At 57.8% G+C, this 26,855-nt stretch carries 20 protein-coding genes and 3 pseudogenes; 12 read left to right on the forward strand and 11 right to left on the reverse strand.

What is annotated here, in order from left to right:
- The 3 genes and pseudogenes from HA48_RS09230 to HA48_RS09240 form a co-directional block, all read right to left on the reverse strand.
- Positions 1-226 (reverse strand): annotated as a pseudogene (locus HA48_RS09230) (iron ABC transporter permease); the annotation flags it as partial.
- Between the two features lie 3 nt (positions 227-229).
- Positions 230-1,201: an ABC transporter substrate-binding protein gene (locus tag HA48_RS09235; protein ID WP_244182821.1), complete on the reverse strand. Its 972-nt coding sequence runs from the start codon at positions 1,199-1,201 to the stop codon at positions 230-232.
- Positions 1,179-1,889 (reverse strand): ABC transporter ATP-binding protein, encoded by a 711-nt coding sequence (locus tag HA48_RS09240; RefSeq protein WP_128600787.1) that lies wholly within the window; start codon positions 1,887-1,889, stop codon positions 1,179-1,181. Before HA48_RS09240 ends, HA48_RS09235 begins: the two co-directional genes overlap by 23 nt.
- Positions 1,890-2,113: 224 nt before the next feature.
- On the opposite strand from HA48_RS09240, the pseudogene HA48_RS09245 reads away from it, so the two are divergent.
- From HA48_RS09245 to iolB, 3 genes and pseudogenes are all read left to right on the forward strand, one after another.
- Positions 2,114-3,315, forward strand: a pseudogene (locus tag HA48_RS09245) (MFS transporter).
- Positions 3,316-3,827: 512 nt separating this feature from the next.
- Positions 3,828-5,333, forward strand: a complete 1,506-nt coding sequence (locus HA48_RS09250; protein ID WP_128600789.1) for a CoA-acylating methylmalonate-semialdehyde dehydrogenase — start codon at positions 3,828-3,830, stop codon at positions 5,331-5,333.
- Between the two features lie 23 nt (positions 5,334-5,356).
- Positions 5,357-6,175, forward strand: coding sequence for a 5-deoxy-glucuronate isomerase (iolB, locus tag HA48_RS09255; protein ID WP_128600791.1), 819 nt, complete (start codon positions 5,357-5,359; stop codon positions 6,173-6,175).
- 104 nt (positions 6,176-6,279) lie between these two features.
- Here iolB and HA48_RS09260 read toward each other — a convergent pair whose 3' ends face one another.
- The 3 genes from HA48_RS09260 to HA48_RS09270 form a co-directional block, all read right to left on the reverse strand.
- Entirely contained in the window at positions 6,280-7,122 is an 843-nt protein-coding gene (locus HA48_RS09260; RefSeq protein WP_128600794.1) for a MurR/RpiR family transcriptional regulator, read from the reverse strand.
- A 219-nt stretch (positions 7,123-7,341) separates the two neighbouring features.
- A complete protein-coding gene (locus tag HA48_RS09265; protein ID WP_128600797.1) occupies positions 7,342-9,255 on the reverse strand; it encodes a bifunctional 5-dehydro-2-deoxygluconokinase/5-dehydro-2-deoxyphosphogluconate aldolase in 1,914 nt (637 codons plus the stop codon).
- Entirely contained in the window at positions 9,230-9,481 is a 252-nt protein-coding gene (locus tag HA48_RS09270; protein WP_128600799.1) for a hypothetical protein, read from the reverse strand. The genes HA48_RS09265 and HA48_RS09270 overlap by 26 nt, the downstream gene beginning before the upstream one ends.
- A 322-nt stretch (positions 9,482-9,803) precedes the next feature.
- On the opposite strand from HA48_RS09270, the gene iolD reads away from it, so the two are divergent.
- The 3 genes from iolD to iolE are packed head-to-tail and all read left to right on the forward strand — an operon-like array spanning position 9,804 to position 13,754.
- The gene (gene iolD, locus HA48_RS09275) at positions 9,804-11,738 is read left to right on the forward strand and encodes a 3D-(3,5/4)-trihydroxycyclohexane-1,2-dione acylhydrolase (decyclizing) (protein WP_128600801.1); all 1,935 of its coding nucleotides are present in this window, start codon (positions 9,804-9,806) and stop codon (positions 11,736-11,738) included.
- A 60-nt stretch (positions 11,739-11,798) separates the two neighbouring features.
- Positions 11,799-12,812: a bifunctional inositol 2-dehydrogenase/D-chiro-inositol 1-dehydrogenase gene (gene iolG / locus HA48_RS09280; protein WP_128600804.1), complete on the forward strand. Its 1,014-nt coding sequence runs from the start codon at positions 11,799-11,801 to the stop codon at positions 12,810-12,812.
- A gap of 45 nt (positions 12,813-12,857) precedes the next feature.
- A complete protein-coding gene (gene iolE / locus HA48_RS09285) occupies positions 12,858-13,754 on the forward strand; it encodes a myo-inosose-2 dehydratase (protein WP_128600806.1) in 897 nt (298 codons plus the stop codon).
- Between the two features lie 89 nt (positions 13,755-13,843).
- Here the strand turns inward: iolE and HA48_RS09290 are convergent, their stop codons facing one another.
- The gene (locus HA48_RS09290; protein ID WP_128600809.1) at positions 13,844-14,293 is read right to left on the reverse strand and encodes a DUF943 family protein; all 450 of its coding nucleotides are present in this window, start codon (positions 14,291-14,293) and stop codon (positions 13,844-13,846) included.
- Between the two features lie 213 nt (positions 14,294-14,506).
- Positions 14,507-16,015, reverse strand: a complete 1,509-nt coding sequence (glpD, locus tag HA48_RS09295) for a glycerol-3-phosphate dehydrogenase (protein ID WP_128600811.1) — start codon at positions 16,013-16,015, stop codon at positions 14,507-14,509.
- Between the two features lie 228 nt (positions 16,016-16,243).
- Here glpD and glpE point away from each other — a divergent pair, with 228 nt between their 5' ends.
- The 5 genes from glpE (at position 16,244) to malQ (ending at position 23,058) form a co-directional block, all read left to right on the forward strand.
- Positions 16,244-16,570: a thiosulfate sulfurtransferase GlpE gene (glpE, locus tag HA48_RS09300; protein WP_128600814.1), complete on the forward strand. Its 327-nt coding sequence runs from the start codon at positions 16,244-16,246 to the stop codon at positions 16,568-16,570.
- 31 nt (positions 16,571-16,601) lie between these two features.
- The gene (gene glpG, locus HA48_RS09305; protein ID WP_128600901.1) at positions 16,602-17,426 is read left to right on the forward strand and encodes a rhomboid family intramembrane serine protease GlpG; all 825 of its coding nucleotides are present in this window, start codon (positions 16,602-16,604) and stop codon (positions 17,424-17,426) included.
- A 45-nt stretch (positions 17,427-17,471) separates the two neighbouring features.
- Positions 17,472-18,230, forward strand: coding sequence for a DeoR/GlpR family transcriptional regulator (locus HA48_RS09310; protein WP_128600816.1), 759 nt, complete (start codon positions 17,472-17,474; stop codon positions 18,228-18,230).
- Positions 18,231-18,423: 193 nt separating this feature from the next.
- Positions 18,424-20,829 carry a maltodextrin phosphorylase gene (gene malP, locus HA48_RS09315; RefSeq protein ID WP_128600819.1) on the forward strand — a complete coding sequence of 802 codons (2,406 nt, stop codon included), beginning with the start codon at positions 18,424-18,426 and terminating at the stop codon, positions 20,827-20,829.
- A gap of 96 nt (positions 20,830-20,925) precedes the next feature.
- Positions 20,926-23,058, forward strand: coding sequence for a 4-alpha-glucanotransferase (malQ, locus tag HA48_RS09320; RefSeq protein WP_128600821.1), 2,133 nt, complete (start codon positions 20,926-20,928; stop codon positions 23,056-23,058).
- On the opposite strand, the gene nfuA is transcribed toward malQ, so the two are convergent.
- Complete coding sequence (gene nfuA / locus HA48_RS09325; RefSeq protein WP_128600823.1) at positions 23,021-23,596, reverse strand: Fe-S biogenesis protein NfuA; 576 nt, start codon at positions 23,594-23,596, stop codon at positions 23,021-23,023. The genes malQ and nfuA overlap by 38 nt on opposite strands.
- 58 nt (positions 23,597-23,654) lie before the next feature.
- Positions 23,655-24,332, reverse strand: coding sequence for a DNA utilization protein GntX (gntX, locus tag HA48_RS09330; protein WP_128600825.1), 678 nt, complete (start codon positions 24,330-24,332; stop codon positions 23,655-23,657).
- A gap of 34 nt (positions 24,333-24,366) precedes the next feature.
- On the opposite strand from gntX, the gene bioH reads away from it, so the two are divergent.
- The gene (bioH, locus tag HA48_RS09335; protein ID WP_128600828.1) at positions 24,367-25,140 is read left to right on the forward strand and encodes a pimeloyl-ACP methyl ester esterase BioH; all 774 of its coding nucleotides are present in this window, start codon (positions 24,367-24,369) and stop codon (positions 25,138-25,140) included.
- On the opposite strand, the pseudogene HA48_RS09340 reads toward bioH, so the two are convergent.
- Positions 25,121-26,805: pseudogene (locus tag HA48_RS09340) on the reverse strand (alpha-amylase family glycosyl hydrolase). The gene bioH and the pseudogene HA48_RS09340 overlap by 20 nt on opposite strands.
- Positions 26,806-26,855 lie beyond the last annotated feature (50 nt).

Here is a 26,855-nt window from a genome sequence, read left to right on the forward strand (position 1 = left end):
CCAGCAGCAGGCTGCACAGCGCGACGCCGCCGCCCACGCTGAGCGTGCCCAGCCACATCGGCACAAGCTGCGGATCGTCCCATAGCGCGGGCAGTGCGCTAAAAGCGCCGCGCCAGCTGCCTTCGCCCAGGTGAGGAAACAGCGCCTGCAGCACGATGAACAGCAGCGGCAGCGCCACCAGCAGCAGCAGCGCCAGCAGAATGAGTCCATTCAGGGCCCGCGCCATGTTTTATTGTCCGAACAGGGTAGCAAAGCGTTTCAGCACCGCGGCGCGGTCGCTGCTGCCGTCATGGGTGTCCGGCAGCAGTTTGATGTCGGTAAACAGCGGGCGCTGCGCCCTGATATCGGTGCGGGCGGGCATCAGCCAGGCTTTTGCTACCTGCTCCTGACCCGCATCGGACAGCACATAATCGATGAATCTCTTCGCCTCGTCCGCATGCTGGCTGCTTTTCAGGATCATCATGGGGCGCGGTGCTACAACCGTACCGTTCGCCGGAAAGATCACTTTCACGCTCTCGCCCTGAGCGATGTTGTTGTAGGTGACATAATCCACCGCGCCAAACACGGCCGCTTTCGCCCCCTGCAGGACGGGCGTTACCGCCTGCGCGTTCGGGCCGCTGATCACCATGCCATTGGCTTTCAACTGCTCAAACAGCTGCCAGGCTTTTTCGCCTTCAGCGTTCTGCAGGCCTGTCAGCAGATCGATCGTGGCGCCGGACAGCGCCGGATCGGGCATGGTCACCTTATCTTTAAACGCGGGTGCCGTCAGATCCTGCCAGGCTTTCGGTTCCGGCGCGTTGCTCTGCGTATTCCAGACGATGCCGAGCGCCGAAATGCCCTGCGCCACGTAGCTGTCGCTCCTGAACTGCGGTGGCACATGGCTGGCGTTGGCGCTCTGGTACGGCAGCAGCCAGCCGCGCTGTTGCAGATCTTCTGCGGTGTCCCAGGAGGCGGAGATCAGCACATCCGCCTGCGGGTTAGCCTGTTCGGCCTCAAGGCGCGCCATCACTTTACCGGTGGTAGCCTGGAAAATGTTCACGTGAATGCCGGTCTGTTTTTCAAAGCCGACAGCAAGGCTTTTTGCCAGCGAACCCGGCCCGGCGGTGTAGACCGTGAGCGCCCGGGCATCGTTCATCATCATGGCGGATGTCAGTATCATCGCACTGATAACTCCTGTTTTAACTAACGCGAGAGATGGCATGGGGATTCCCTTTAAGGTGAGTAATGGAAACAATCCGGCCCTGCGCCAGATGAACGATGCGATCCGCCAGCGTGCTAGCCTCTTCGCGATCGTGCGTGACGTAAACCGCCGTGATGCCAGCGGCACGCAGCAGGTCGGCCATGGTATGAACCAGGGTTTCACGCAGGTCGCGATCCAGATTGGAGAGCGGTTCGTCAAACAGCAGAATAGCGGGCTTCGCAACCAGTGCGCGGGCGAGGGCGACGCGCTGCTGCTGGCCGCCTGAGAGCAGCGCCGGCTTGCGATCGCCAAAATCGGCCAGCGCCACCTGAGCCAGCGCCGCATCCGCCTGCAGGCGCGCTGTGCTTTTGCTGACGCCGCGCATACGCAGCGGGAACGCCACGTTCTGTGCAACGGTCATGTGCGGCCACAGGGCGTAATCCTGAAACACCATGCCGAGATGGCGCTGTTCCGGTGCGTCGCAGTGGCGGGCGGACGCCACGCAGCGGTCGCCAATCCACAGCTCGCCAGCGCTGGGCTGCAGCAGTCCCGCCAGCAGCTTTAACAGCGTACTTTTGCCGCAGCCGCTGGGGCCGAGCAGGGCGACAACTTCACCCGCGGCGATGGTCAGAGAGAGATCGTGCAGAATCGTCAGGTTACCCACTGACCATCTGAGACTCTTCAGTTCGATGGGAACGGCACGCGTCACAGGCGACCTCCATGACAGAGGTGGCGCGGCGCGCGAGCCTGGCAGAAGTACAGGCGCGGCATCAGATTGTTATCCTCTTTGGGATTTCACTGGCGGCGAGTCTACGGCGGCGATATGACGGAATGATGACTGTGTAGCGGGGCGATCGGCGGGTGCGCGGCGCGAGAAATGGCGTATAGTTAGCTTCTATATAAAAATTCCGTCAAACACGAGCGTAATCACTCATGCCTGACCAGCCTGCCGCCGTGGAGTACAGCCGGCTCCGCCTGAATCTCAACATTCTCTCGATCGTGAAGTTCAACTTCGCTACTTATCTCACTATTGGTCTGCCGCTAGCGGTGCTGCCGGGGTTCGTCAACGATGGGCTGGGCTACAACGCCTTCTGGGCCGGCGTGGTGATCAGTTTGCAATATATCGCCACGCTGCTGAGCCGCCCGCACGCGGGTCGTTATGCCGACAGCTGGGACCGAAGAGAGTGGTAGTGCTCGGGCTATTTGGCAGCTTGATTAGCGGGCTGTGCATTTTACTGTCGGCCCTGATGGAGGAGCAGGCGATCCTCAGCCTGGCGCTGCTGTGCCTCGGGCGTGTGCTGCTTGGCGTGGGTCAGAGCTTCTGCGGCACCGGTACGTCGCTATGGGGTGTGGCAAAAGTCGGATCGCTGCACATCGGCCGGGTGATTTCATGGAACGGCATCGTCACCTATGGCGCGATGGCGATTGGCGCACCGCTTGGGGTGATTATCTTCCGCAGCGGCGGTTTGCTGCTGCTCTCCGGCGTCATCATTGCCATTAGCGTACTGGCTATCGTGCTGGCGCTGCCGCGGGCGCCGGTGAAAGGGAGCAAAGCCCGTCCGCTACCCTTCCGTGCGGTACTGGGTAAGGTATACGGTTTCGGCCTGCTGCTGGCGATGGGGTCGGCCGGATTTGGCGTTATCGCGACCTTTATTACCCTGTTTTACCGTGAGAGAGGCTGGGATGGTGCCGCTTTCGCGCTGTCGATGTTCAGCGCGGCCTTTGTGGGCGCGCGCCTGCTGTTCCCCAATGCCATCAACAAGTTGGGCGGGCTGCGCGTTGCCAGCATCTGTTTCGCGATTGAAGCGGTTGGCCTGTTTATGGTGGCGGGCTCTGTTGATCCGTGGATGGCTAAAGCCGGGGCGTTTCTTACCGGCGCAGGCTTCTCGCTGGTGTTCCCGGCGATCGGTGTTGTGGCCGTAAAGATGGTACCGCAGCAGAATCAGGGCAGCGCGCTGGCGACCTATACCGCGTTTATGGATCTGTCGTTGGGTATCACCGGCCCGATTGCCGGTTTCATCATGAGCTATGCCGGCGTGTCGCTGGTGTATCTGCTGGCGGCCCTGCTGGTCTGTTTTGCACTGTTCTGCACCCTGCGGATGCTGAGAAACCTGCCCCGGGAGGAGATAACCTAGAGCCTGTTCGCAGTGATTCAGGAGAGAAAAAAAGGCCTCCGACCGAGGCCAACACTAACAAAGCGTGTCTTGTTTCAGACACAGATAAGGGTAGGTTTCACGCTGTACTCAGCGCAGATGCAGCAAAGAAAACATTTATTTCGTTTTTAGTGAATTATGGAATGCCAGATATTGGATCTGCCTCGCAAAAATTTCATATTTCGTTTCGCAGACGCTCTCTTCCGCCTGACCGTCAACCCCACTCTGCCGCCCGTTTCTGACCCTGCCCGAATTATCCCCCAGGCTTACCGTGCCCTTGTCCACAGGGGAACTGCCGGGTTGCGGCTGCCTGAATACAACCCCGGAAAAAATGCGATCCAGGCCGCTAAAAGGGAATTTTCCAAAAAGAACTATTTGAAAAATTTATTTCATTGTAATAGCTTCATACCACGCTTTTCGTATTGCCTGAACAGGTGGCGTGACGATCGATACCGACTGCCTGCAGGGAACTTACACATCAATGAGGCAACGACATGACAATCACAGGTAACTTTATCGGTGGCAAAATTACCCACAGCGCCAGCAATGAAACCATCCCGGTATACGATCCGGCCACCGGCAAAGTGGTCCGTGAATTGACGCAGAGCACGGCGGCTGAAGTGGAAAAAGCGATTGAGATCGCGCACGCAGCGTTCCCGGAGTGGTCGAAAACCTCTCCTCTGCGCCGCGCCCGCGTCATGTTCAACTTCAAAGCGCTGATGGAAAAGCACCGTGACGAACTGGCTGAACTGATTGTGTCTGAGCACGGCAAAGTATGGTCCGATGCGCTGGGTGAGCTGACGCGCGGTATCGAAGTGATTGAATTTGCCTGCGGCATTCCGCATCTGCTCAAAGGCGAGAACTCTCCGAGCGTGGGCACGGGCGTAGACAGCTACTCGCTGATGCAGCCGGTGGGCGTGGTGGCGGGTATCACCCCGTTCAACTTCCCGGCTATGGTGCCGCTGTGGATGTTCCCGATTGCGCTAACCTGCGGTAACACCTTTATCCTGAAGCCACCGGCGCTGGATCCGTCCGCCTCCGTGCGTATGGCTGAGCTGCTGAAAGAGGCAGGCCTGCCGGACGGCGTGTTCAACGTGGTGCACTCCTCCAACGAAGATGCCGAGCAGCTGTATAAAGATCCGCGCATCGCGGCCGTCAGCTTTGTGGGCTCTTCGGGCGTGGCAGAGCACATCTACAAAACCGCCAGTGCACATGGCAAACGCGTACAGGCGTTTGGCGCGGCGAAAAACCACGCGATTGTGATGCCGGACGCCGATCTGGATGCCACCGTTAACGCCATAATGGGCGGCGCGTTTGGTTCTGCCGGCGAACGCTGCATGGCGCTGCCGGTTGTGGTCGCCGTAGGTGATGACACCGCCGACAAACTGATTGCCCGCCTGACGCCGCTGATCAAAGCGCTGCGCGTCGGTCCTGGCATGCAGAAAGGGGCGGAAGAGAATGAGATGGGGCCGGTGGTTTCCGCAGCGCATCAGAAGAAAGTGCTGGGCTACATCGATAAAGGTGAGCAGGAGGGCGCGAAGCTGGTGGTTGACGGTCGCGGCGTGAAAGTTGCCGGTCACGAAGAGGGTTACTACGTGGGCGGTACGCTGTTCGATAACGTTACCCCGGATATGGTGATCTGGCGCGAAGAGATCTTCGGACCGGTGCTGAGCATCATGCGCGCCAGCGATTTCGACAGCGCACTGCAGCTGGTGAACAGCCACGAATTCGGTAACGGCAGCGCCATCTTTACCAGCAACGGCCACACGGCACGCGAGTTCGTGCAGAACGTGGAGGCGGGCATGGTTGGCGTGAACGTTCCGGTACCGGTACCGATGGCATTCCACAGCTTCGGCGGCTGGAAGCGTTCGGTATTTGGCGCGCTTAACGTGCACGGGCCGGATGGCGTCCGCTTCTACACCCGCATGAAAACCGCCACCGTGCGCTGGCCGAGCGGTCAGCAGACCGTTTCTGAGTTCAGCATGCCAACGCTGGGTTAATCGCGCGTAACAGGAGGAGCAGGATGTCTCTGATTTCGAAAGTGCAGCAGCCGGACAGCAATGGCCGTATCCAGCACGTGACGCCAGAGAGCGCGGGCTGGGAGTATGTGGGCTTTGATGCCTATCTGCTGAAGAAGGGCCAGACGTTAACACTGAGCAGCGGCGAGAAAGAGCTGTGTCTGGTGCTGGTCGCCGGATTGGCCTCGGTGAAAACCCGTCATGCAGAGTTCCCGAATCTGGGCAAGCGTATGTCGCCGTTCGAACGTACGCCACCCTGGTCGGTATACGTCCCGCATCACGATGAAGTACAGGTGACAGCGGACAGCGATCTGGAGCTGGCAGTGTGTAATGCGCCGGGTAGCGGCAACCTGCCCGCGCGGCTGATTACGCCAGAGGATGTCGGCGTTGAGCGTCGCGGTAAAGGGCGCAACCAGCGTCTGGTGCACAACATCCTGCCGGATAACAAAGAGGCTGACAGCCTGCTGGTGGTGGAAGTGTACACCGACGAAGGGGCGACCAGCTCCTATCCGAGCCATAAGCACGATGAGAAGGAGAGTGCGGACGAAACCTATCTGGAAGAGACCTACTATCACCGTTTCGATCCGGAGCCCGGTTTCGCCATGCAGCGCGTCTACACCGACGATCGCTCGCTGGATGAGTGCATGGCGCCGTATAACCGCGATGTGGTCACCGTGCCGCGCGGTTACCATCCGGTTGCCACGCTGGCCGGCTATGATAACTACTACCTGAACGTGATGGCCGGGCCGGTGCGGTTGTGGAAATTTACCTGGGAGAAAGATCACGCCTGGGTGAACAGCGATGAGTATCCGCGCAGTCGATAAGTACCCGCGGTCGCCTCAGGGGCGGCCGTGCAATACCATCGCGCCTTCAGGCGTAGCAAAAAAGGCAGCCACAGGGCTGCCTTTTTTATGCCTGCGCCAGCCGGTTATTCGCTGGCGCTGTTATTCAGCGCCAGCGATACCGCCAGCGTTTGCGCCAGGCACAGCGACGCCACCTGAGAACGGAAGCCATCTACCTGCGCTTCGCGCACCACAAAGCAGACATCGCTAAAGGCCGCCAGCGGGCTCACCTGGCTATCGGTGATGGCAATCTGGTGCGCGCCACGTTTGGCGCCCAGCTCAACCAGCTCGACCGCTTCACGCGCGTAAGGCGAGTAGCTGATCGCAATCACCACATCTTTAGGGTTTACCATGCTGAGCTGCTCGGTAAACATGCCGCCGAGGCCATCAATCAGAAACGCCCGACGCTCCAGATGACGCAGCGCGTACACCAGGTAAGAGGCCACGCTGAACGAACGGCGCAGACCAATAATGTAGATATTTTCAGCCTCGTTCAGCATTTTTACCGCTTTATTCAGCTGGTCCGGATTGACCTGCATCGCCAGCTGCTGTAGCGCCTGGCTGTTCACCATAGTGAACACATTCAGGATCTCAACCGGGCTCTCCGGCGAGCTGGCACTGTCATCGGTGGCCGTCTGGCGGAACAGGCGCGCGCGCTCGGTATAGTTGACGGTCTCTTCCATCAGATGCTGACGGAAGACCTGTTTCATCTCATTGAAACCGCTGAAGCCAAACGCATTGGCAAAGCGGATCAGCGTCGAGGGCGGCACATCCGCCTGCTGCGCAATTGAGGCGACGGTATCAAACGCGATGCTGTTGCTGTTATCAAGGATATAACGAGCCACCTGCTTCAGGCGTTTACTCAGCGTCTCATAGCGACGACGGATATCGTCCTGTAACAAGGTTAATTGCGTGGGGTTGTTGGTCATTACGTCGGCCCGTTAACAAGGAAAAAATGGCTGGATATTGAGCGCTATAGTACCAGATGGATGGAAAATTTCATTTGTTTGACGCTATCGTGACGGCTATTTCATCGCTTTATGAAATGCCTCACAAAACAGGGGTTCTTTGCGAGAAGCGCATACGCATGAACCTGCCAGCAAAAAAAAGCGGCCCCGCAGGCCGCTTCCGTATGATGCTAAAATCAATCAGCCCCGCGCGGCGCGCCAGTAGCCGATTAATCGCAGGTAGTTGCCTTTCACCGTCTCAATCAGCGCTTTGTCATCCAGCTCGCCGTTCAGCCACTGACGTGAAGGCTGGCCGAAGATGGTGCGCCCGACAGCAAAGCCCTTCACCCAGGGCGCCTGTGCCGCTGCGGCGAAGCCCGCTTTCAACTTCTCTTCCGGCGCGTCAAGGCCGAGCAGCAGAATGCCGCGGCAGTGGGGATCATTCTGCTCGATCAGTCCGCTAATCGCCTGCCAGCTCTCTGCGGAGAGCGGCGGCAGTTTCCACCAGTCCGGCTGAATCCCCATACTGTAGAAGTGGCTCAGCATATCGTAGTAGTACGACTCTTTACGGTCCGGGTTACTCTCCGGCAGAATCACTTCCAGCAGCAGCTCATGTCCGCTCTTGTTACAGCCTTTCCACACGTCAAGAATCAGATCATCCTGCTCTTTACGCAGTTCGGCACTGTCGTGCGGATGGTAAAACACCAGGCACTTCACCACGTGCTCTGCCGGCCAGTCGACCAGCTGAGAGCCGATGTTGCCGTGCTCCAGGCGCAGCGGACGCGAGCTGGGTAACTCAATCGGGCGGCCAATCCACCAGTGCTTACCGGTGATGGCGTTCAGCGCTTTCTGGCCGTAAGTGGTATCCGCCAGAATGCCGCTCTTTTCATTCAGGCCCGCTTCATCGGCCGCTTCCTGCGCGGCCTGCAGCAGCAGCAGTTTCAACTGTGGAATGCGATCTTCACTGACGCCCGCTTCGCGCGCCATATCCGCCAGCTGTTTACGGTGGTCAAATGCGAACACGTTAAGCTCCGGCCACTGCTGCTTGCGGGTGGTTACGCGGTGCAGATGGTTCAGACGCGCGTCCAGATCCGGGCGTTTCACCGCCTTATCGCGGCTGAGGAAGTCATCCAGCTCCTCTTTGGTCGGCATCGCCGGCGCACAGCCGTGGCGCGAAACCACCAGCGCGCCGCAGGCGTTGGCGTAGCGGCACGCCTGTTCCCAGCTCTCATCATTCAGCCAGCCGCGCAGCAGACCGGACATAAAGGCATCGCCGGCGCCCAGCACGTTCAGTACTTCAACGCGTACGCCGCTCTGCAGTTTAGTCTGCTCCCAGCTGTCCGGAATATCACCTTCAAACACCACGCAACCCAGCGGGCCGCGCTTACACACCAATGTGGCTTTACTCGCCTGACGCACGTTTTTCAGCGCGGTCAGGGTATCGGTGCTGCCGCCGGCAATATGGAACTCCTCTTCCGTACCTACGATCAGATCGAAATAGTGCACCACTTCCTGCAGCTGCCGTGTCACCTGGCCGGACTCAATGAAACGCGTTTCACCGTCGCCCAGCGATGTCAGGCCCCACAGCACCGGACGGTAGTCGATATCCAGCGCGGTACGCAGCCCGTTGCGTTTAGCGATATCCAGCGCTTTCAGCACGGCGGCACGGGTATCCGGATGTGAGAGGTGCGTGCCGGTCACCGCCACGGCGCGCGAAGAGGTGATGAACGCCTCATCGATATCCTCCGGCACCAGGCCCATATCGGCACAGTTATCACGGTAGAAAATCAGCGGGAAGGTCTCTTCATCTTTAATGCCGAGGATGACCAGTCCGGTCAGGCGATCTTTATCAGTAATCAGCCCATCGGTGTTACAGCCCACGCGCTGGAGCTCTTCACGCAGAAAGCGGCCATTGTGTTCATCGCCAACGCGCGCCAGCATGGCTGATTTCAGCCCCTGAATCGCCGTGCCGTAAGCGACATTGCCGGAAGATCCGCCCAGATATTTGTTAAAGCTTGTCATATCCTCCAGGCGCGATCCGATTTGCTGACCGTAAAGGTCTACGGCGATGCGTCCAATACAAATCACATCAAGCCGCTTCTGTTGTGTACTCATACCGATGATTTCCTTCTGTGATAAGCAGACACGGCGGGCGCTGTCGCCCGACATCGAGCGCTTTGCTTCCGGGTTCGTAAAGTGCCTGATTGGCTAGAGTGGCAGTATGAGGAATAAAAATTCCAATTTCAATATGAAATGAAACATCCATCGCGATTTTGTGAGCCAGGTAAAAGTCTGGCTGAGCCGCAATAAGCACCACTCTGAAAGCAGCGATTTCATGCATGCTCTGGCTTGTGAGCCAGGTCGCAGGAAAACCGAGGTGAACAGAGGAAGCTACTGAGATGAAATGAAATTTCGTTATGCCAGTTAAATCATAATCTGCTGTTCCACTTTACCCGGGCTTAACGCTGTTACCGCCTGCGTTTCATTGCTGAATTTGATCTCCATCGCAAAATGAAATGTTTCTTCTGTAATCATGTTTTATGAAAAAAATATTTGTTTATAATCGCCACACGTTTCACTTAATCCGCGGGTGCCGTAAACGGCAGTCACACCCGAACCGCGTTGTACCGCACGCCGGTACTGGCATGTAAAGGAAGAAGCATATGGGCACAATCAGACTTACCACGGCGCAGGCACTGGTGAAATTTCTGGATAACCAGTATCTGAACGTAGACGGCGTTGAAACCAAATTTGTGAAGGGCATCTTTGCCATTTTCGGCCACGGTAACGTGCTCGGCATGGGCCAGGCGCTGGAGCAGGACAGCGGCGATCTGGTGGTGCATCAGGGGCGTAATGAGCAGGGCATGGCGCATGCGGCGATCGGTTTTGCCAGGCAGTCACTGCGCCGCCAGATTATCGCCTGTACCTCTTCGGTCGGGCCCGGCGCGGCGAATATGATTACCGCCGCCGCCACCGCGACTGCGAACCGCATTCCTTTACTGCTGCTGCCGGGTGATGTGTTTGCTACCCGCCAGCCAGACCCGGTACTGCAACAGATTGAGCAGAGTCACGATCTCAGCATCAGCACCAACGATGCGTTCCGCGCCGTGAGTAAATACTGGGACCGCGTCAGCCGTCCTGAGCAGCTGATGACCGCCTGTATCAACGCCATGCGCGTGCTGACCGATCCCGCAGAAACCGGTGCGGTTACGCTGTCGCTGCCGCAGGATGTGCAGGGCGAAGCCTGGGACTTCCCGGACTACTTCTTCCAGAAGCGCGTTCACCTGCTGGATCGTCGCCTGCCCGTGGCGGCGCAGCTGGACGCCGCCCTGGCGCTGATCGCGAGCAAGCACAAGCCGCTGATCGTGGTGGGCGGTGGGGTGAAATATTCCGATGCAGGTGCAGCGCTGCTGAAATTTGCCGAGCGTTTCAATATTCCCTTTGCCGAAACGCAGGCCGGCAAGGGCACTATCGTCTCTGACCATCCGCTGAACGTGGGCGGCGTGGGTGAAACGGGCTGCCTGGCGGCGAACCTGCTGGCAAAAGAGGCCGATCTGGTGATTGGTATCGGTACGCGCTACACCGATTTCACTACCGCCTCTAAGTGGATCTTCCAGCATCCGGATATCCGTTACCTCAACATTAACGTCAACAATTTCGACAGCTACAAGCTGGATGGGGTGCAGCTGCTGGCCGATGCGCGTGAGGGGCTGACGGCACTGGAGAAAGGTCTGCAGGGCTTCGAGAACCACTGGGGCGATCAGATCAATCAGGCGCAGAGCAAGCTGCTGAAAGAGACGCAGCGCGTCTATGCCGCCACGTTTAACACGGACGATTTCATTCCGGAAATTGCCGACCACATCGATCGTGAAGCGTTGTTTGCCGAATTTGAGCGTTTAACTCAATCAGTACTGACGCAGAGTAGCGTGCTGGGCACCCTGAATGAGCAGCTCCCAAAGGATGCAGTGATTGTTGCCGCAGCGGGCAGTCTGCCGGGCGACCTGCAGCGCGTATGGCGCACCAAAGATTACAACGCGTACCACGTTGAGTACGGCTACTCGTGCATGGGCTATGAAGTGAATGCCGCGCTGGGCGTGAAGCTGGCGCAGCCACATCGCGAAGTCTACGCAATGGTGGGCGATGGCTCATTCATGATGCTGCACTCAGAGCTGGTCACCTCCATCCAGGAGGGCGCGAAGATCAACGTCATTCTGCTGGATAACATGACCAACGGCTGCATCAACAACCTGCAGATGGAACACGGTATGGACAGCTTTACTACCGAGTTCCGCTTCCGTAATGCGGAGGGCGGCAAGCTGGACGGCGGCTTCATCCCGGTTGATTTCGCGGCGATTGCCGGGGGCTACGGCTGTAAAACCTATCGCGTCACCACGCTGGAGCAGCTTGAAGCGGCGCTGATTGATGCACAGAAACAGACCGTCTCTACGCTTATCGACATTAAAGTGCTGCCGAAAACCATGGTGCACAAATATTTCAGCTGGTGGCATGTGGGTGTTGCCCAGACCTCAACCTCTGAGCGTACGCAGCAGGTGGCTGACAAGCTGAATCAAAATATCGATCAGGCGCGTAAATATTAATATTCGGCCGGATTTTCCGGCCACGTTTTACCCTACTTATCCGACTCTACAGGTGTAATTATGACGCTCAAACTCGGTGTAATTGGTACTGGCGCAATCGGCCAGGAGCATATCCGTCGCTGCAACAACGTATTGCAGGGCGCAAAAGTAGTGGCAGTGTCCGATATTAATACCGACGGCGCCCGCGCGGCGTTACAGCGCCTGAACATCGATGCTCAGGTGTATCAGGATGGCCATGAAGTGATTAACTCGCCAGAAGTTGACGCCGTACTGGTGACCTCATGGGATCCAACACACGAAGAGTTTACGCTGGCCGCCATCGCGGCGGGTAAACCGGTGTTCTGTGAAAAGCCGCTGGCGCTGAGCGCAGAGGGCTGCCGCCGGATTGTTGATGCCGAGATCAAACACGGTAAGCGCCTGGTGCAGGTCGGTTTTATGCGCCCTTACGATGCCGGCTATCGCGCGCTGAAAAAAGTGATCACTGACGGTGAGATCGGCGAGCCGCTGATGCTGCACTGTGCGCACCGCAATCAGAGCGTTGGCGAGAATTACACCACCGATATGGCGATCACGAATACCCTGATTCATGAACTGGACGTGCTGCGCTGGCTGACCGAGGACGACTACAAAAGCGTGCAGGTGGTGTTCCCGCGCACGACCTCAAAATCACACGCCAAACTGAAAGATCCGCAAATCGTGCTGTTTGAAACGCAGAAAGGCATTCGCATTGATGTCGAAATCTTCGTGAACTGCGCCTACGGCTACGACATCCAGTGTGAAGTGGTGGGCGAAGAGGGTATCGCGAAGCTGCCTGAACCTTCTGCGATCCAGACGCGTAAAAACGCGCGCCTCGGCAATGCGCTGCTGACCGACTGGAAAGACCGCTTTATTGATGCCTACGACGTTGAGCTGCAGGCGTTTATCAATGATGTGAAAGCCGGTGAGCTGACCGGACCTTCAGCCTGGGATGGCTTTGCGGCATCCGTGGCGGCCGACGCCTGCCTGAAAGCGCAGAACAGCGGTGGAATTGAGCCGGTGGATATGCCATCACGTCCGGATTTCTACGCCAGATAATTGCGCCGTGCGCATGTTGACCTCTATCAGAATCAGGGATTTGCAATGAACAAAGACAACGTAAAGCTGGCGATTGCACCGATCGGCTGGACCAACGATGACATGCCAGAGCTGGGTAGCGAGAACACCTTCCAGCAGACGGTAAGCGAGATGGCGCTGGCCGGCTTTACCGGCAGCGAAGTGGGCAGTAAATACCCGAAAGATCCGGCGATACTGAAACCGATGCTGGAGATACGTGGCATCCAGATCTGCAACGCGTGGTTCAGCACCTTCTTCGCGAATGGTGATAAAGCGAAAACCATTGATGAGTTCATCAATCACATGAACTTCCTGCATGCGATGGGTGCGCGGGTGATTGGCTGCTCCGAGCAGAGCAAAAGCATTCAGGGCACCACGCTGCCGGTGCTGGAGCAGAAGCCGATCTTCACCGACGAGGAGTGGCGCCTGACAGCGGAAGGCTACAACGAGCTGGCCGATATCGCTGCGAAGAAGGGCATGCGCGTAACGCTGCACCACCACATGGGCACCGGCATTCAGACGCCTGCAGAGATTGATCGTTTCATGGCGCTGACCAATGACAACGTGGGGCTGCTGTATGACACCGGCCATATCTACTACTCCGAAGGGTCACAGCAGGCGATGCTGGATATCCTGACGCAATACCTGCCGCGTATTTTCCACGTCCACCTGAAAGACGTGCGCGACAGCGTAGTGACCGAAGTGCGTGAGAAATCGTTATCCTTCCTCGACGGCGTGAAGAGAGGCACCTTTACCGTACCGGGCGATGGCGTGATTGATTTCAAACCGGTGTTCAAAATCCTCGACGATTACGGCTATAAAGGCTGGATGGTGGTGGAAGCAGAACAGGACCCGGCGCTTGCCAATCCGTTCGAATATGCAGTGAAAGCGCGTCAATATATCCGCGAAAACACCGGGCTGTAAGCTCAGGTTCTTACACGCGCAATGAATTGCGCCGCTACAGATAGTGTGCATATGGGTAGCGGCGCGATTGGTTGCGTATATCAGCGGAATTAATGTAGTTTACTTATTTTATTATCTTTATCTAACAGATAACTTCCAGAGTCAGAGCTGAATATAACGTTATTACCTCGCGTGCGCTGAATTTTCATCAGTAAGTTCTTATCAAGGCAATTTGCAGGCGGCTGCATGTCATCAAAACAGATGCGATCTTGTTGCTCCAGTGGCTGATAACCTTCACCAATTTCATAAAAATAGTAACTTATAGCACCATTTTCATTAAATGGATTAATCTTGTATTTTTCTAATATCTGTTGTCGATTACTCAACCACCATTTTATTTTTTTATTATCAGAGTAAGGAAACTGATCTACGATGATAGAGGCGGAGTAGTGATCCTGATGGACATTAATAATGTAAACCTTCCTGAAATTTACATAGTAATATAATCCACCAGTTAGTGCAGCGCTTAATATCAATCCTGCCAATATTTTATTATTCATTAATGGCCACTCTCAATTTCAATTACAGCATTCACGTTATCTTGTTAAGGAAAAAACTAATCACTGACGATTTCTTTAATCCAGTTACGGAATATTCAGACGGTAAGCGGAGCGGCTGGCATTGATCTGGCGCAGTGAATCAGGTGGCGGAGAGGAAAGCGGAAACAAAAAACCCCGCTGTGGTAGCGGGGTTTAGCGCAACAGGTAAAAGGATTACGAGGCCAGCGAGAGCGCAGGCTTCTGGCCGTTTACCGCCAGCCATTCGCGGATACGCGCCTGCTGGGCGTCGCTCAGCCACATGCCTTGCTTGGTACGACGCCAGATAGCATCATCCAGCTCACGCACCCACTCGTGCTTCACCAGATAGCGCAGTTCGGCTTCGTAGAACTCATGGCCAAAGTTTTCACCCAGATCGTCAATGCTTTTCGCGCCGTCCAGCAGCACTTCGGTGCGGCTGCCGTAGGTGCGGGCAAAGTGGCGCGCCATACCTTCGCTGATAAACGGATAGCGACGGCGCAGGCCTGCCGCATAATCTTCACGCGTGCCGGAGAAGTCACCGCCCGGCAGCACGGCATTTTTTGTCCAGGCCGGGCCGGCATCCGGATAGTACTTCGCCAGTTTCTCCAGCGCGTGCTCTGCCAGCTTACGATACGTGGTCAGCTTGCCACCAAACACCGACAGCAGCGGCGCCTGACCATTATCGTCATGCACATCCAGCGTGTAATCGCGGGTAATCGCCTGCGGTGAATCGGATTCGTCATCACACAGCGGACGCACGCCGGAGTAGGTCCAGACGATATCATCGCTGGTCAGCTGCTTTTTAAAGTGCGCGTTGAAGACCTTGAGCAGATAACCGATTTCGTTATCGTCAATTTTCACGTCTTTCGGATCGCCTTTGTACTCCACGTCGGTAGTACCGATGATAGAGAACTCATCCATCCACGGAATCACAAACACGATACGGTTATCTTCGTTCTGCAGGATGTAAGCCTGTTTCTCGGTGTGTACGCGCGGCACCACGATATGGCTGCCTTTGATCAGGCGAATGCCGTACGGCGACTTCAGCTTCAGGCCATCGTCAAAGAACTGCTTCACCCACGGGCCTGCGGCGTTTACCAGGCCTTTAGCGCGCCAGGTGAAGGTTTTACCGGTATCGACATCTTCCGCTTCCACCATCCACAGGCCCGCTTCACGCCAGGCGCGGGTCACGCGGGTGCGGGTGCGCACTTCACCGCCCTTTTTCACCACTTCCTGCGCGTTCAGAACAACCATACGCGCATCATCAACCCAGCAGTCGGAATATTCGAAACCGCGCGTAATTTCAGGTTTAAGGGCCGATTCCGCGCCAAAACGCAGGCCTTTACTGCCAGGCAGCGTCGTACGCTTGCCGAGGCGGTCGTACATAAACAGGCCCATGCGGATCATCCACGCCGGACGCAGGTGCGGACGGTGCGGCAGGCGGAAGCGCATCGGGAATGCAATGTGCGGCGCCATTTTCAGCAGCACTTCGCGCTCGGCCAGGGCTTCGCCCACCAGGCGAAATTCGTAGTGTTCCAGATAGCGCAGGCCACCGTGGATCAGCTTGGAGCTGGCAGAGGAGGTTGCACAGGCCAAATCCCGCGCCTCCAGCATCAGCACTGACAGTCCGCGTCCTGCAGCGTCTACTGCAATGCCGGCACCGTTGATGCCGCCGCCGATCACGATCAGGTCTTTGGTTTCCACGTCATCTCCTCCGATGTTCGGAATAGTTCTAAAATGTTCGTTTTCGAGCGTAATAATAATCGGAAACCAACATTGATGCCAGCGCTTAACTCAATAAAAACATTCTTGCGTGATATAGCTAACATTTCGGCAGGAAAAAAATCACATAGCCACAGGCTTTGTCAGGTTATCGCGGCAGCTTATCGGGTTAAACTAGGCGCAAAATGTGACGAAGTAATGAGAGACACCATGGAAACCTTCGAGTGTATCAACGTTCTGCAGGCAAACGAGCAGCTGGCACAGGGTGCGCAGCTGGTGGATATTCGCGATCAGCAAAGCTATGCCATGGGCCATGCGGCGGGCGCACTGCACCTCTCTAACGACAACCTCGCCGACTTTATCGCGCAGGCCAGGCACGATCTGCCGGTGCTGGTGATGTGCTACCACGGCAATAGCAGCAAAGGCGCGGCGCAGTTCCTGCTCGGCCAGGGCTTTAGCGATGTCTACAGTATTGACGGCGGCTTTGATGCCTGGCGTACGGCTTTCCCGGCGCAGGTCGCCAGCGGCAGCCTGTGATTGATCGATAAAGGAAGGAGAGCACCGCATGATGCGCATTACCCAGTTCAGCCATCCACGCATGGCGCAGGCATTTGTTGATTACATGGCGACGCGCGGCGTAACGCTGCGCATTGAGCGCGAAAGCCACTACGTGATTATGCTGGATGATGACAGTAAGCTGGAGATGGTCGAAAACGAACTCGCGCAGTTTGTGCGCGATCCCAACCATCCGCGCTATCAGGCGGCGAGCTGGAAGAGCGGCAGCACCGAGAGCGGCTTACGCTATGAGCGCAGCAACATCTGGGCGAACATTCGCGCACGCGCAGGCCCCCTCACGCTGACAATCATGATCGTCTGTGTGGCCGTCTTCATTCTGATGCAGATCGTGGGGGATGATGTGGCGCTGGATTGGCTGGCATGGCCTGCCGACTCGTCGCAATATTTCCAGGTATGGCGCTGGTTCAGCCATGCGCTGCTGCACTTTTCGCTGCTGCACATCTTGTTTAACCTGATGTGGTGGTGGTATCTCGGCGGGGCGGTAGAGAAACGTCTCGGCAGCGGCAAGCTGTTTGTGATTATGCTGATCTCTGCGCTACTTAGCGGCTGGATGCAGGCTAAATTCAGCGGCGTACTGTTTGGTGGCCTGTCCGGCGTGGTCTATGCGCTTATGGGTTATTGCTGGCTGCGTGGCGAGCGCGATCCCGAAAGTGGTATTTACCTCGAGCGCGGACTGATTGGCTTCGCTATTGTATGGCTGGTTATTGGCTGGTACGGCGCGTTTGGCCTGTCGATTGCGAATGCCGCGCACGTCACCGGGTTGCTGGTTGGCCTGGCGATGGCATTTGTTGATACGCGCAAAATCGCGCGTCGCTAGCTGCAGGAAGAAAAAAGAACACGGCGGTGAGCCGAGGAGAGAGATGTGAAGCAGACGCAACGTCATGACGCCATTATCGATCTGGTCCGGCGTCAGGGATATGTCAGTACGGAAGAGCTGGTGGATCACTTTGAGGTCAGCCCGCAGACCATCCGGCGCGATCTGAACGATCTGGCCGATCAGAACAAAATTCAGCGCCATCACGGCGGCGCGGCGCTGCCCTCCAGCTCGGAAAATACCGCATGGCAGGACCGCAAAATGATGTGGTCCGCGGAAAAGGCGCGCATTGCGGAACGCGTCGCGAGCCAGATCCCGGACGGCGCCACGCTGTTTATTGATATCGGCACAACGCCGGAAGCTGTGGCGCATGCGCTGCTCAATCACAACAATCTGCGCGTGGTAACAAACAACCTCAACGTAGCGATTTTACTGATGGGCAAGCCCGATTTCCGCGTGATTATTGCCGGCGGCGAAGTGCGCACGCGTGACGGCGGAATCATGGGCGAGGCCACGCTTGATTTCATCTCTCAGTTCCGCCTGGATTACGGCATTCTCGGTATCAGCGGCATTGATATGGATGGCTCGCTGCTGGAGTTCGATTACCACGAAGTACGCACCAAACGCGCCATTATCGAGAATTCGCGCTGCGTGATGCTGGTGGTGGATCACTCCAAGTTTGGCCGTAACGCGATGGTTAACCTCGGTAATATGAGCCTGATCGATTACATGTATACCGACCAGGCGCCACCCGCCAGCGTGCTGAAGGTGATAGAGCAGCACGAGGTGCATCTGGAGCTGTGCTGACTGGCACAGCCCCCGTAGCGGCGCAATTTATTGCGCGATAAATCGCGCCGCGACAAAAATGTGCCTGCCCTGATACCTGTTTTTTCACCCCATCTCACTTTCCCTGTCGCTTTTTTCTACACCCCCAGCTTTACTTATCCATTCAGCTTTTGCGCTTGCCGGTCTTTACCCTTCACGGATTTAAAGGATTGCTATGTCGCCGCAAACATTTAACAGACCCCGCTTTGATGCCGCGCTGACCCGCCAGTGGCAGCACCTTGGCCTGACCTCCGCCCGGCAGATGACCCCGCATCAGTGGTGGCAGGCGCTGAGCCGCGCCCTGGCGGAAATGCTGGCCACCCAGCCGCCCGTGCAGGCGAAAAGCGGCCAGCGGCACGTGAACTATCTCTCCATGGAGTTTCTGATCGGTCGTCTCACCGGCAATAACCTGCTGAACCTAGGCTGGTATAAAGAGGTGCAGTCGGCGCTGGCCGAACATGAGATCGCACTGAATGAGCTGCTGGAAGAGGAGAGCGACCCGGCGCTGGGCAATGGCGGTCTGGGGCGTTTGGCGGCCTGCTACATGGACTCCATGGCAACCGTGGGGCAGGCGGCGACCGGCTACGGCCTGAACTATCAGTATGGCCTGTTCCGGCAGTGGTTTGATGACGGACAGCAGCAGGAAGCGCCTGACGACTGGCAGCGCGATCGCTATCCGTGGTTTCGTCACAACGCCGCGCAGGATGTCATGGTCGGCATCGGCGGCAAGGTCAAACGGGGCAGTGACGGACGCCATTACTGGAAAGCCAAATTTCAGCTGCGCGGCGAAGCCTGGGACTTGCCGGTTGTCGGCTATCGCAACGGCGCTACGCTGCCGCTGCGGCTGTGGAGAGCGGTGGGCATCCAGCCGTTTGATCTCACCCTGTTCAATGAGGGTAACTTCCTGCGGGCAGAGCAGCCGGGTATCGAAGCCGACAAGCTGACGAAGGTACTCTATCCCAACGATAACCATCAGGAGGGCAAGCGCCTGCGCCTGATGCAGCAGTATTTCCAGTGTGCCTGCGCGGTAGCCGATATTCTGCGCCGCCATCATCAGGCCGGTCGGGCGCTGCATACACTGCCGGACGTTGAAGTGATCCAGCTTAATGATACCCATCCGACCATCGCCATCCCGGAGATGCTGCGCGTGCTGCTGGATGAGCATCAGCTGGCGTGGGATGAGGCCTGGCACATCACCAGCCGCACTTTCGCCTACACCAACCATACGCTGATGCCGGAAGCGCTGGAGCGCTGGGATGAGCGGCTGGTGCGCGATTTACTGCCGCGCCATCTGCAGATCATCAAAGAGATTAATCGTCGCCTGAAGAAGCAGGTAAAGAAGCAGTGGCCCGGCGACAGTGCGATGTGGCACAAGCTGGCGGTGGTGGCAGAAGGGCAGGTGCGTATGGCGAACCTGTGTGTGGTGAGCTGTTTTGCCGTCAACGGTGTGGCGGCGCTGCACTCCGCGCTGGTGGTGAAGGATCTGTTTCCGGAGTACCACCAGCTATGGCCGCATAAGTTCCACAATGTAACCAACGGCATTACGCCACGCCGCTGGCTGAAGCAGTGCAATCCGCAGCTGGCCACGCTGATTGATAACACGCTGCAGGTCGAGTGGGCGAACGATCTCAACGCGCTGGAGTGGCTGGCGCCGTACGCAAAAAAGCACGCGTTTCGTGAGCAGTTCCGCAGCGTGAAGCAGCAGAACAAGCTGCGGCTGACGCTATACGTAAAACGTGTCACCGGCATCGATATCAATCCGCAGGCGCTCTTCGATGTGCAGATCAAACGTCTGCATGAGTACAAACGTCAGCATCTCAGCTTGCTCTATCTGCTGCATTGCTATCGTCAGCTGCGCGCTAACCCTGACAACCCTGACACGGTGCCGCGCGTGTTTCTGTTTGGCGCAAAAGCGGCGCCGGGCTACTACCTGGCAAAAAACATCATCTATGCCATTAATAAAGTGGCAGAGGTGATCAACAACGATCCGCAGGTGGGCGATCGCCTCAAAGTGGTGTTTATCCCGGATTACCGCATCACCGCGGCCGAGCTGCTGATTCCCGCGGCCGATCTCTCGGAGCAGATCTCCACCGCTGGTTATGAAGCCTCGGGCACGGGCAACATGAAGCTGGCGCTGAACGGTGCGCTGACTATCGGTACGCTGGATGGCGCGAACGTTGAAATTGCAGAAGCGGTAGGAGAGAAAAATATCTTTATTTTCGGCAACAGCGTGGACGAGGTAAAAGCGCTTAAGGCGGGTGGCTATAGCCCGAAGAAGCTGCGTAAGCAGAATCGATATCTGGATAGCCTGCTGAAAGAGCTGGAGAAGGGCAAATTCAGCGCCGGTGATAAGCAGGCGTTTACGCTGCTGCTGGATAGCCTGACGAAAAACGGCGATCCCTGGCTGGTGCTGGCGGATTTTGACGCCTATCTGGCGGCTCAGCAGCGCGTGGAGGCGCTGTGGCGGGATCAGGAGGCCTGGACCAAAGCGGCGATCCTCAACACGGCGCGCACCGGACGTTTTAGTTCTGACCGCGCCATCCGCGACTATCAGCAGCGCATCTGGCAGGCCGCACGTTAGTGCGCACTGTCCGTTATGTTTTTGCACGGGCGCTCCGGCTGGAGCGCCAGCACATCACTACAATGCCGCATTGACCGCGCAGGTAAGGGAGATCCCATGACCATCAAGAAACTGGATCAGGCAGCTCGGGAAGCCGGCATCGCCCTCAGCTTTATCAACAACAAAGGCGAATCACAAACCATCAGCGATGAGACCAAACAGGCGCTGCTGGCCATTATGAACACGCCAGAAGGCAAAGCACCGCCGCTGCCGCCGGTGCAGGTATTTACCGTCGGAGAGTCGCTTCAGCTGGTGCCTGCGGGCAGCGGCGCCTGGCGCTGGCAGCTCGCCACTGAGCAGGGTGAAACGCACAGCGGCAACGTCAAAGGCGGCGCGACGCTGACGCTGCCGTCTGACCTGACGGAAGGGTATCATCAGCTGACGCTGGAGAAGGGCCGTCAGCAGTGCCAGACGCGCATTATTATCGCACCGCAGCGCTGCTATTTACCGGCGGTATTAGAGACAGAAAAACGCTGGGGCGCGCTGGTGCAGCTGTATACCCTGCGTTCAGAACAGAACTGGGGCATCGGGGATTTTGGCGATCTGCTGCAGATGGTGGAGCAGGTGGCAGCGCACGGCGGAGATTTTATCGGCCTTAACCCGCTTCACGCGCTCTATCCGGCGCAGCCCGACCACACCAGCCCGTACAGCCCCTCTTCCCGCCGCTGGCTCAACGTGCTCTATATCGATGTCAGTTCGCTGGAGGCATTCCAGCAAAGTGACGAGGCACAGCGCTGGTGGCACAGCGCGGCAACCCGCAGGGCGTTAAAACAGGCGCGTGCCACGCAGTGGGTAGATTACCGCGCCGTCGCCGAGCTGAAACTCACCGCGCTGCGTTTTGCCTGGCAGCAGTCTCAGCCGCACGCGGCAGCGCAGCAGGCTTTTCAGCAGTTCCTTGCTGCGGGCGGCGATCATCTGCGCTACCAGGCGGCCTTTGACGGCATTCTGGCGGAGCGCAGCCAGCAGCACCCCGAGGAGTGGGGCTGGGAGCGATGGCCAGAGGGGTGGCGCAATGCGCATCAGCCCGAGGTGCAGCAGTGGTGCGCGCAGCACGAGGATGAGATTCTGTTCTGGAGCTGGCTGCAGTGGGTGGCGCAGCAGCAGTTTACCGCCTGCTGGCAGCGCAGCCAGAAACTGGGTATGGCGGTGGGTCTATACCGCGATCTCGCGGTAGGGGTAGCGCAGCACAGCGCCGAAACCTGGCAGGATCCGCAGCTGTATAAATTGGGTGCGTCAGTGGGCGCGCCGCCGGATCCGCTCGGGCCGCTCGGGCAGAACTGGGCCCTGCCACCGCTGGATCCCCACGTCATGCGCCAGCGCGGCTATCAGCCGTTTATCGATCTGCTGCGCGCCAACATGCGCGACTGCGGCGCACTGCGCATTGATCACGTTATGGCGCTGCTGCGGCTATGGTGGATTCCTTATGGCGAAGGGGCGGATAAAGGCGCATACGTCTCCTATCCGGTGCACGATCTGCTGGCGATCCTGGCGCTGGAGAGTCAGCGTGAGCGCTGCATGGTGATCGGCGAGGATCTGGGGACGGTGCCGCAGGAGATCATAGGTCTGCTGCGCGATCGCGGTATTTTTTCGTGGAAGGTGCTGTTCTTTGAACAGGAGAACAAACGCTATCGTCTGCCATCAGACTATCCGCGGCAATCCATTGCCAGCGCCAGCACCCATGATTTACCGACGCTGACCGCCTTCTGGAATGAGGACGATCTGCGGCTGCGCAGTGAGCTGGGCCAGTTTGCGAAAAAAAGCCTGCTCAACGCCGCTATCAGGCAGCGCCATCAGGAGAGAGCGGCGTTGCTGCAGGCCATGCGTCAGGCCGGCGTGATACCTGCACGCAGTAACCCCACGGCCGATACGGCGCTGACACCCAACCTCAATCAGGCCATCCACCGTTTTCTGGCGCATACCGACAGCGCGCTACTGGGGCTGCAGCCGGAGGATTGGCTGGAGATGGAAAAGCCGGTGAATGTGCCGGGCACGGTAGATGAGTATCCCAACTGGCGACGTAAGCTTCGTGTGCCGCTGGAGAAGATGTTCAGCTACAGAAAGGTGCAGACGCTACTGAAAGTGGTAAGCGAAGGGCGCAAACAGCGCCAGAAGCGTGCGGCAGCCTTGCGGGGCTGCCGCAGAACAGAAGCGATCAGTAGTAAGAGTGCTCGCCGCGCTGGTGCTCGGTGAGATCGCGCACGCCTTTTAGCTCAGGGAAGGCCGCCAGCAGCTCTTTCTCAATGCCGTCTTTCAGCGTGACGTCAATCATTGAGCAGCCGTTACAGCCGCCGCCAAACTGCAGAATGGCGATACCGTCATCAGTGATCTCCATCAGCGATACGCGACCGCCGTGGCTCGCCAGCTGCGGGTTAATCTGCGCCTGCAGCAGGTACTCAACGCGCTCAGCCATTGGCGCATCATCCGACACTTTACGCATTTTGGCGTTTGGCGCTTTCAGCGTCAGCTGAGAACCGAGATTATCGGTGACGAAGTCGATTTCGGCATCTTCCAGGTACGGTGCGCTCAGCTCATCGACATAAGCGGAGAGCTTCTCGAACTTCAGTTCGGTGTCGGTCGCTTCGACGGCATCAGGCGGGCAGTAAGACACACCACATTCGGCGGTCGGCGTACCTGGATTAATGACAAATACGCGAATCTGAGTGCCATCTTCCTGTTTTGACAGCAGTTTTGCGAAGTGCTCTTGCGCAGTATCAGTAATACGGATCATGGCGATTGCTCAATAGTTGACTAAATTACCTGGTTATAATACGCCCAACACCGACGCTCTACAAGGTACGGCACAGGCATCCGATTTGTATGCTGGCCGCGCCTTGCGCCAGCAACAGGTGGCTGATTTGTGCCACCGTACTGCCGGTGGTGACCACATCATCAATCAGCAGGATATGGCGTCCGCGCACCGGCATTTCAAGCCGAAAGGCGCCGCGCAGGTTCTTTTTCCGCGCGCTTGCGCTCAGTGCATGCTGCGCAGCGCCGTAGCGAACGCGCCGCACGGCTTCGCGATAGTCACAGCCGAGCCAGTGCGCCAGCGGTCTGGCCAGCAAGGCGGCCTGGTTGTAGCCGCGCTGCCAGGCGCGACGGCGGTGCAGCGGTACGCTCAAAACCAAATCGATGCGCGGCAGCAGTTCATGACGGCGCTTTGTTAATAATTTTAACAAAAGCAGCCGCGCCAGCATCACTCTGAGTGCGGTTACGCGTGAGAATTTCAGCTGCTGCACCCAATCGCTTAGCGGTGGCACATAGTCACTGACGCACACCAGGCCGTGCCACGGCGGTGGACGGCGGATGCAGCGCCCGCAGGGCTGTGCGCTGCTGGCGGGTAAACCGCAGCAGGGGCAGAGCGGTGGCAACGGGGGTAGCTGGCGCAAACAGCTGCTGCAGAGACCGTGTGCGGCGATATGTAGCGGCAGGCGGCATAGCCAACACAGTGCCGGGATTGATAGCATAGCGACCTCCTTTTCACTTTTCGGGAGTATACCGATGAGTTCGCTTTACTGGCACACCACAGGCGAAGGCGATCGCGATCTTGTGCTGCTGCACGGCTGGGGATTGAACGCCGAAGTGTGGCAAAACATTGTTCCGCGACTCAGCCCGCATTTGCGCCTGCACCTGGTGGATCTGCCGGGCTTTGGCCGCAGTCAGGCATCTGGACCGCTCTCGCTGGCGGCAATGGCACAGCTGCTGCTGCCGCACCTGCCGGAGCGTGCCGCACTTCTCGGCTGGTCACTTGGCGGTCTGGTTGCCAGCCAGCTGGCGCTGACGGTACCGCAGCGCGTGAGTGCGCTGATTAGCGTGGCATCCTCGCCCTGCTTTACCGCGCAGGAGAGCTGGCCAGGCATCAAACCAGAGACGCTGGAGAGCTTCCAGCAGCAGCTGAGCAGCGATTTTCAGCGCACCGTTGAGCGTTTTCTGGCGTTGCAAACCATGGGCACGGAGCATGCGCGCCAGGATGCGCGCCAGCTTAAAGAGGTTGTGCTGTCGCAGCCGATGCCGGCGGTCGCGGTGCTGGAGGGCGGGCTGGAGATTCTGCGGCGCGAGGACTTACGTGAGGCGCTGGACAACCTGCAGCTGCCGTTTCTGCGCATTTACGGCGCGCTGGACGGGCTGGTACCGCGTCGCATTGCCGCCGCACTGGATCAGCGCTGGCCGCAATCGCCCTCCGTGGTGATGGAGAAAGCCGCGCACGCACCCTTTATCTCTCATCCGGAGGCATTCTGCCAGCAGGTGCTGCAATTTATCCACGCAGCCACATAAATTGCCACGCCGCCAGCGTCAGCGGCTGGCGGCCATCAATTTTTTGCCCGCTAATCAGATCGTGATAGTGGCGCCCCTGCGGCAGCCGGGTCGTGACTTCACGGCTGCTCAGGTTAAATACGCAGAGAATGCCCTCTTTGCCGGGCGCGTGACGGCGCAGCAGCAGCAGGGCATTTTCGCTCTCCAGCAGTGTCATCGGGTTATCCGGATGAAAAGCGGGCTGGCGCGTACGTAACTGGATCAGCGCGCTCAACCGTTCAAATACCTGCTGGCGCAGCGGATTGCCGCCGCTGATCCACTGCTCCATTTCGCGCAGACTGTATTTTTCCCGGTTAATGGCGCGATTGTGACCGGCAGCGCGCACCCCTTCGTTATCGTTTCGTGACCCAAGTATGCTTTGAATATAGATGGCGGGCACGCCCGGGAAAGCCAGCAGGATGGCGTGCGCCAGCAAAAAACGGCGCAGGCGCGTATCGTCATCGTCGTTTTGATGGTTGAGCGCATCCAGATACGTCACGTTAATTTCATAGGGGCTGGTGGTGCCGTCCGGGTTGTTTTTATAGGAGACCAGCGCGCCTTCCAGCGCCAGTTCACGCACCAGCGCCACGATCTCAACTTCTGACAAGATGCCGCGCGCCGGATTGAGCCCTATGCCATCGTGCGAGGCAAGGAAATTGAAAAAGGTAGTGCCGCCACTGCCTGACTCCAGCGTGCTGGCCCACTGGCGCAGCGCGCGTGCTGAACCGGAGTGGATAGCGTGCAACACCAGCGGCGGCAGTGAAAACTGATACACCATCTGCGCCTCGTCGTGACCATTACCGAAGTAACTGATGTTGTCCTGATGAGGCACGTTGGTTTCTGTGATGATCACCGTACCGGGCGCCACCTCATTGGCAATGGCGCGGAACAGCTTCACCAGCTGATGCGTTTTGGTTAGGTGAATGCAGCGGGTGCCGGGCGTTTTCCACATGTAACCCACCGCATCCAGCCGCACGTAGTCCGCGCCTTTATTCAGGTAATCCAGCAGTACGCCGACCATGCGAATCAGCACGTCGGGATTAGCGAAGTTGAGGTCAATCTGATCGGCGCTAAAGGTGGTCCAGATGTAGCGCGTCTCGCCGTCCGCCATCTCAAACGGGGTGAGCAGCGGTGAGGTACGCGGTCGCGTGACCGCGCTGAGATCGGTCGCGGGCGGCATACTGATAAAGAAATCATCCCAGCCCGGATCCTGCGCCAGAAAATGGCGAAACCAGGCGCTGTGTGACGACATATGATTACAGACAAAATCAAACATCAACCGCGTTTCGCTGTGCAGCGCGGCGATGTGCTGCCAGTCGCCGCAGATGGGATTGACCTTGTGGTAATCAATGACGGAGAAGCCATCGTCAGATGAATAGGGGAAAAATGGCAGCAGGTGCACCAGACTAAAGGTGGACTGCAGGTGCTGCTGGTAAAAGCGCGAGAAGCTGGCAAGCGTGGGCTGTTCAGGTTCGCGGAACTGGTCGGCATAGCTAATCAGCACCACATCTTTCTCATCCAGTGCGCTTTACGCGGCAGTTTTACCGTGTCGCGCGCGGCGCGGATATGCGAGAGCAGACGCTCACGCGCGATAGCAGGGAAACTACCGTCGTATATCTCATCAAGTAAAGCGTTGATTATATCCATCAGATCGCCGGGCCACGCGGAGGGTTATTTTTTCAGCCTAGACCGCCGGG

It is taken from the genome of Pantoea wallisii (assembly GCF_002095485.1).
Lineage (GTDB): Bacteria > Pseudomonadota > Gammaproteobacteria > Enterobacterales > Enterobacteriaceae > Pantoea > Pantoea wallisii.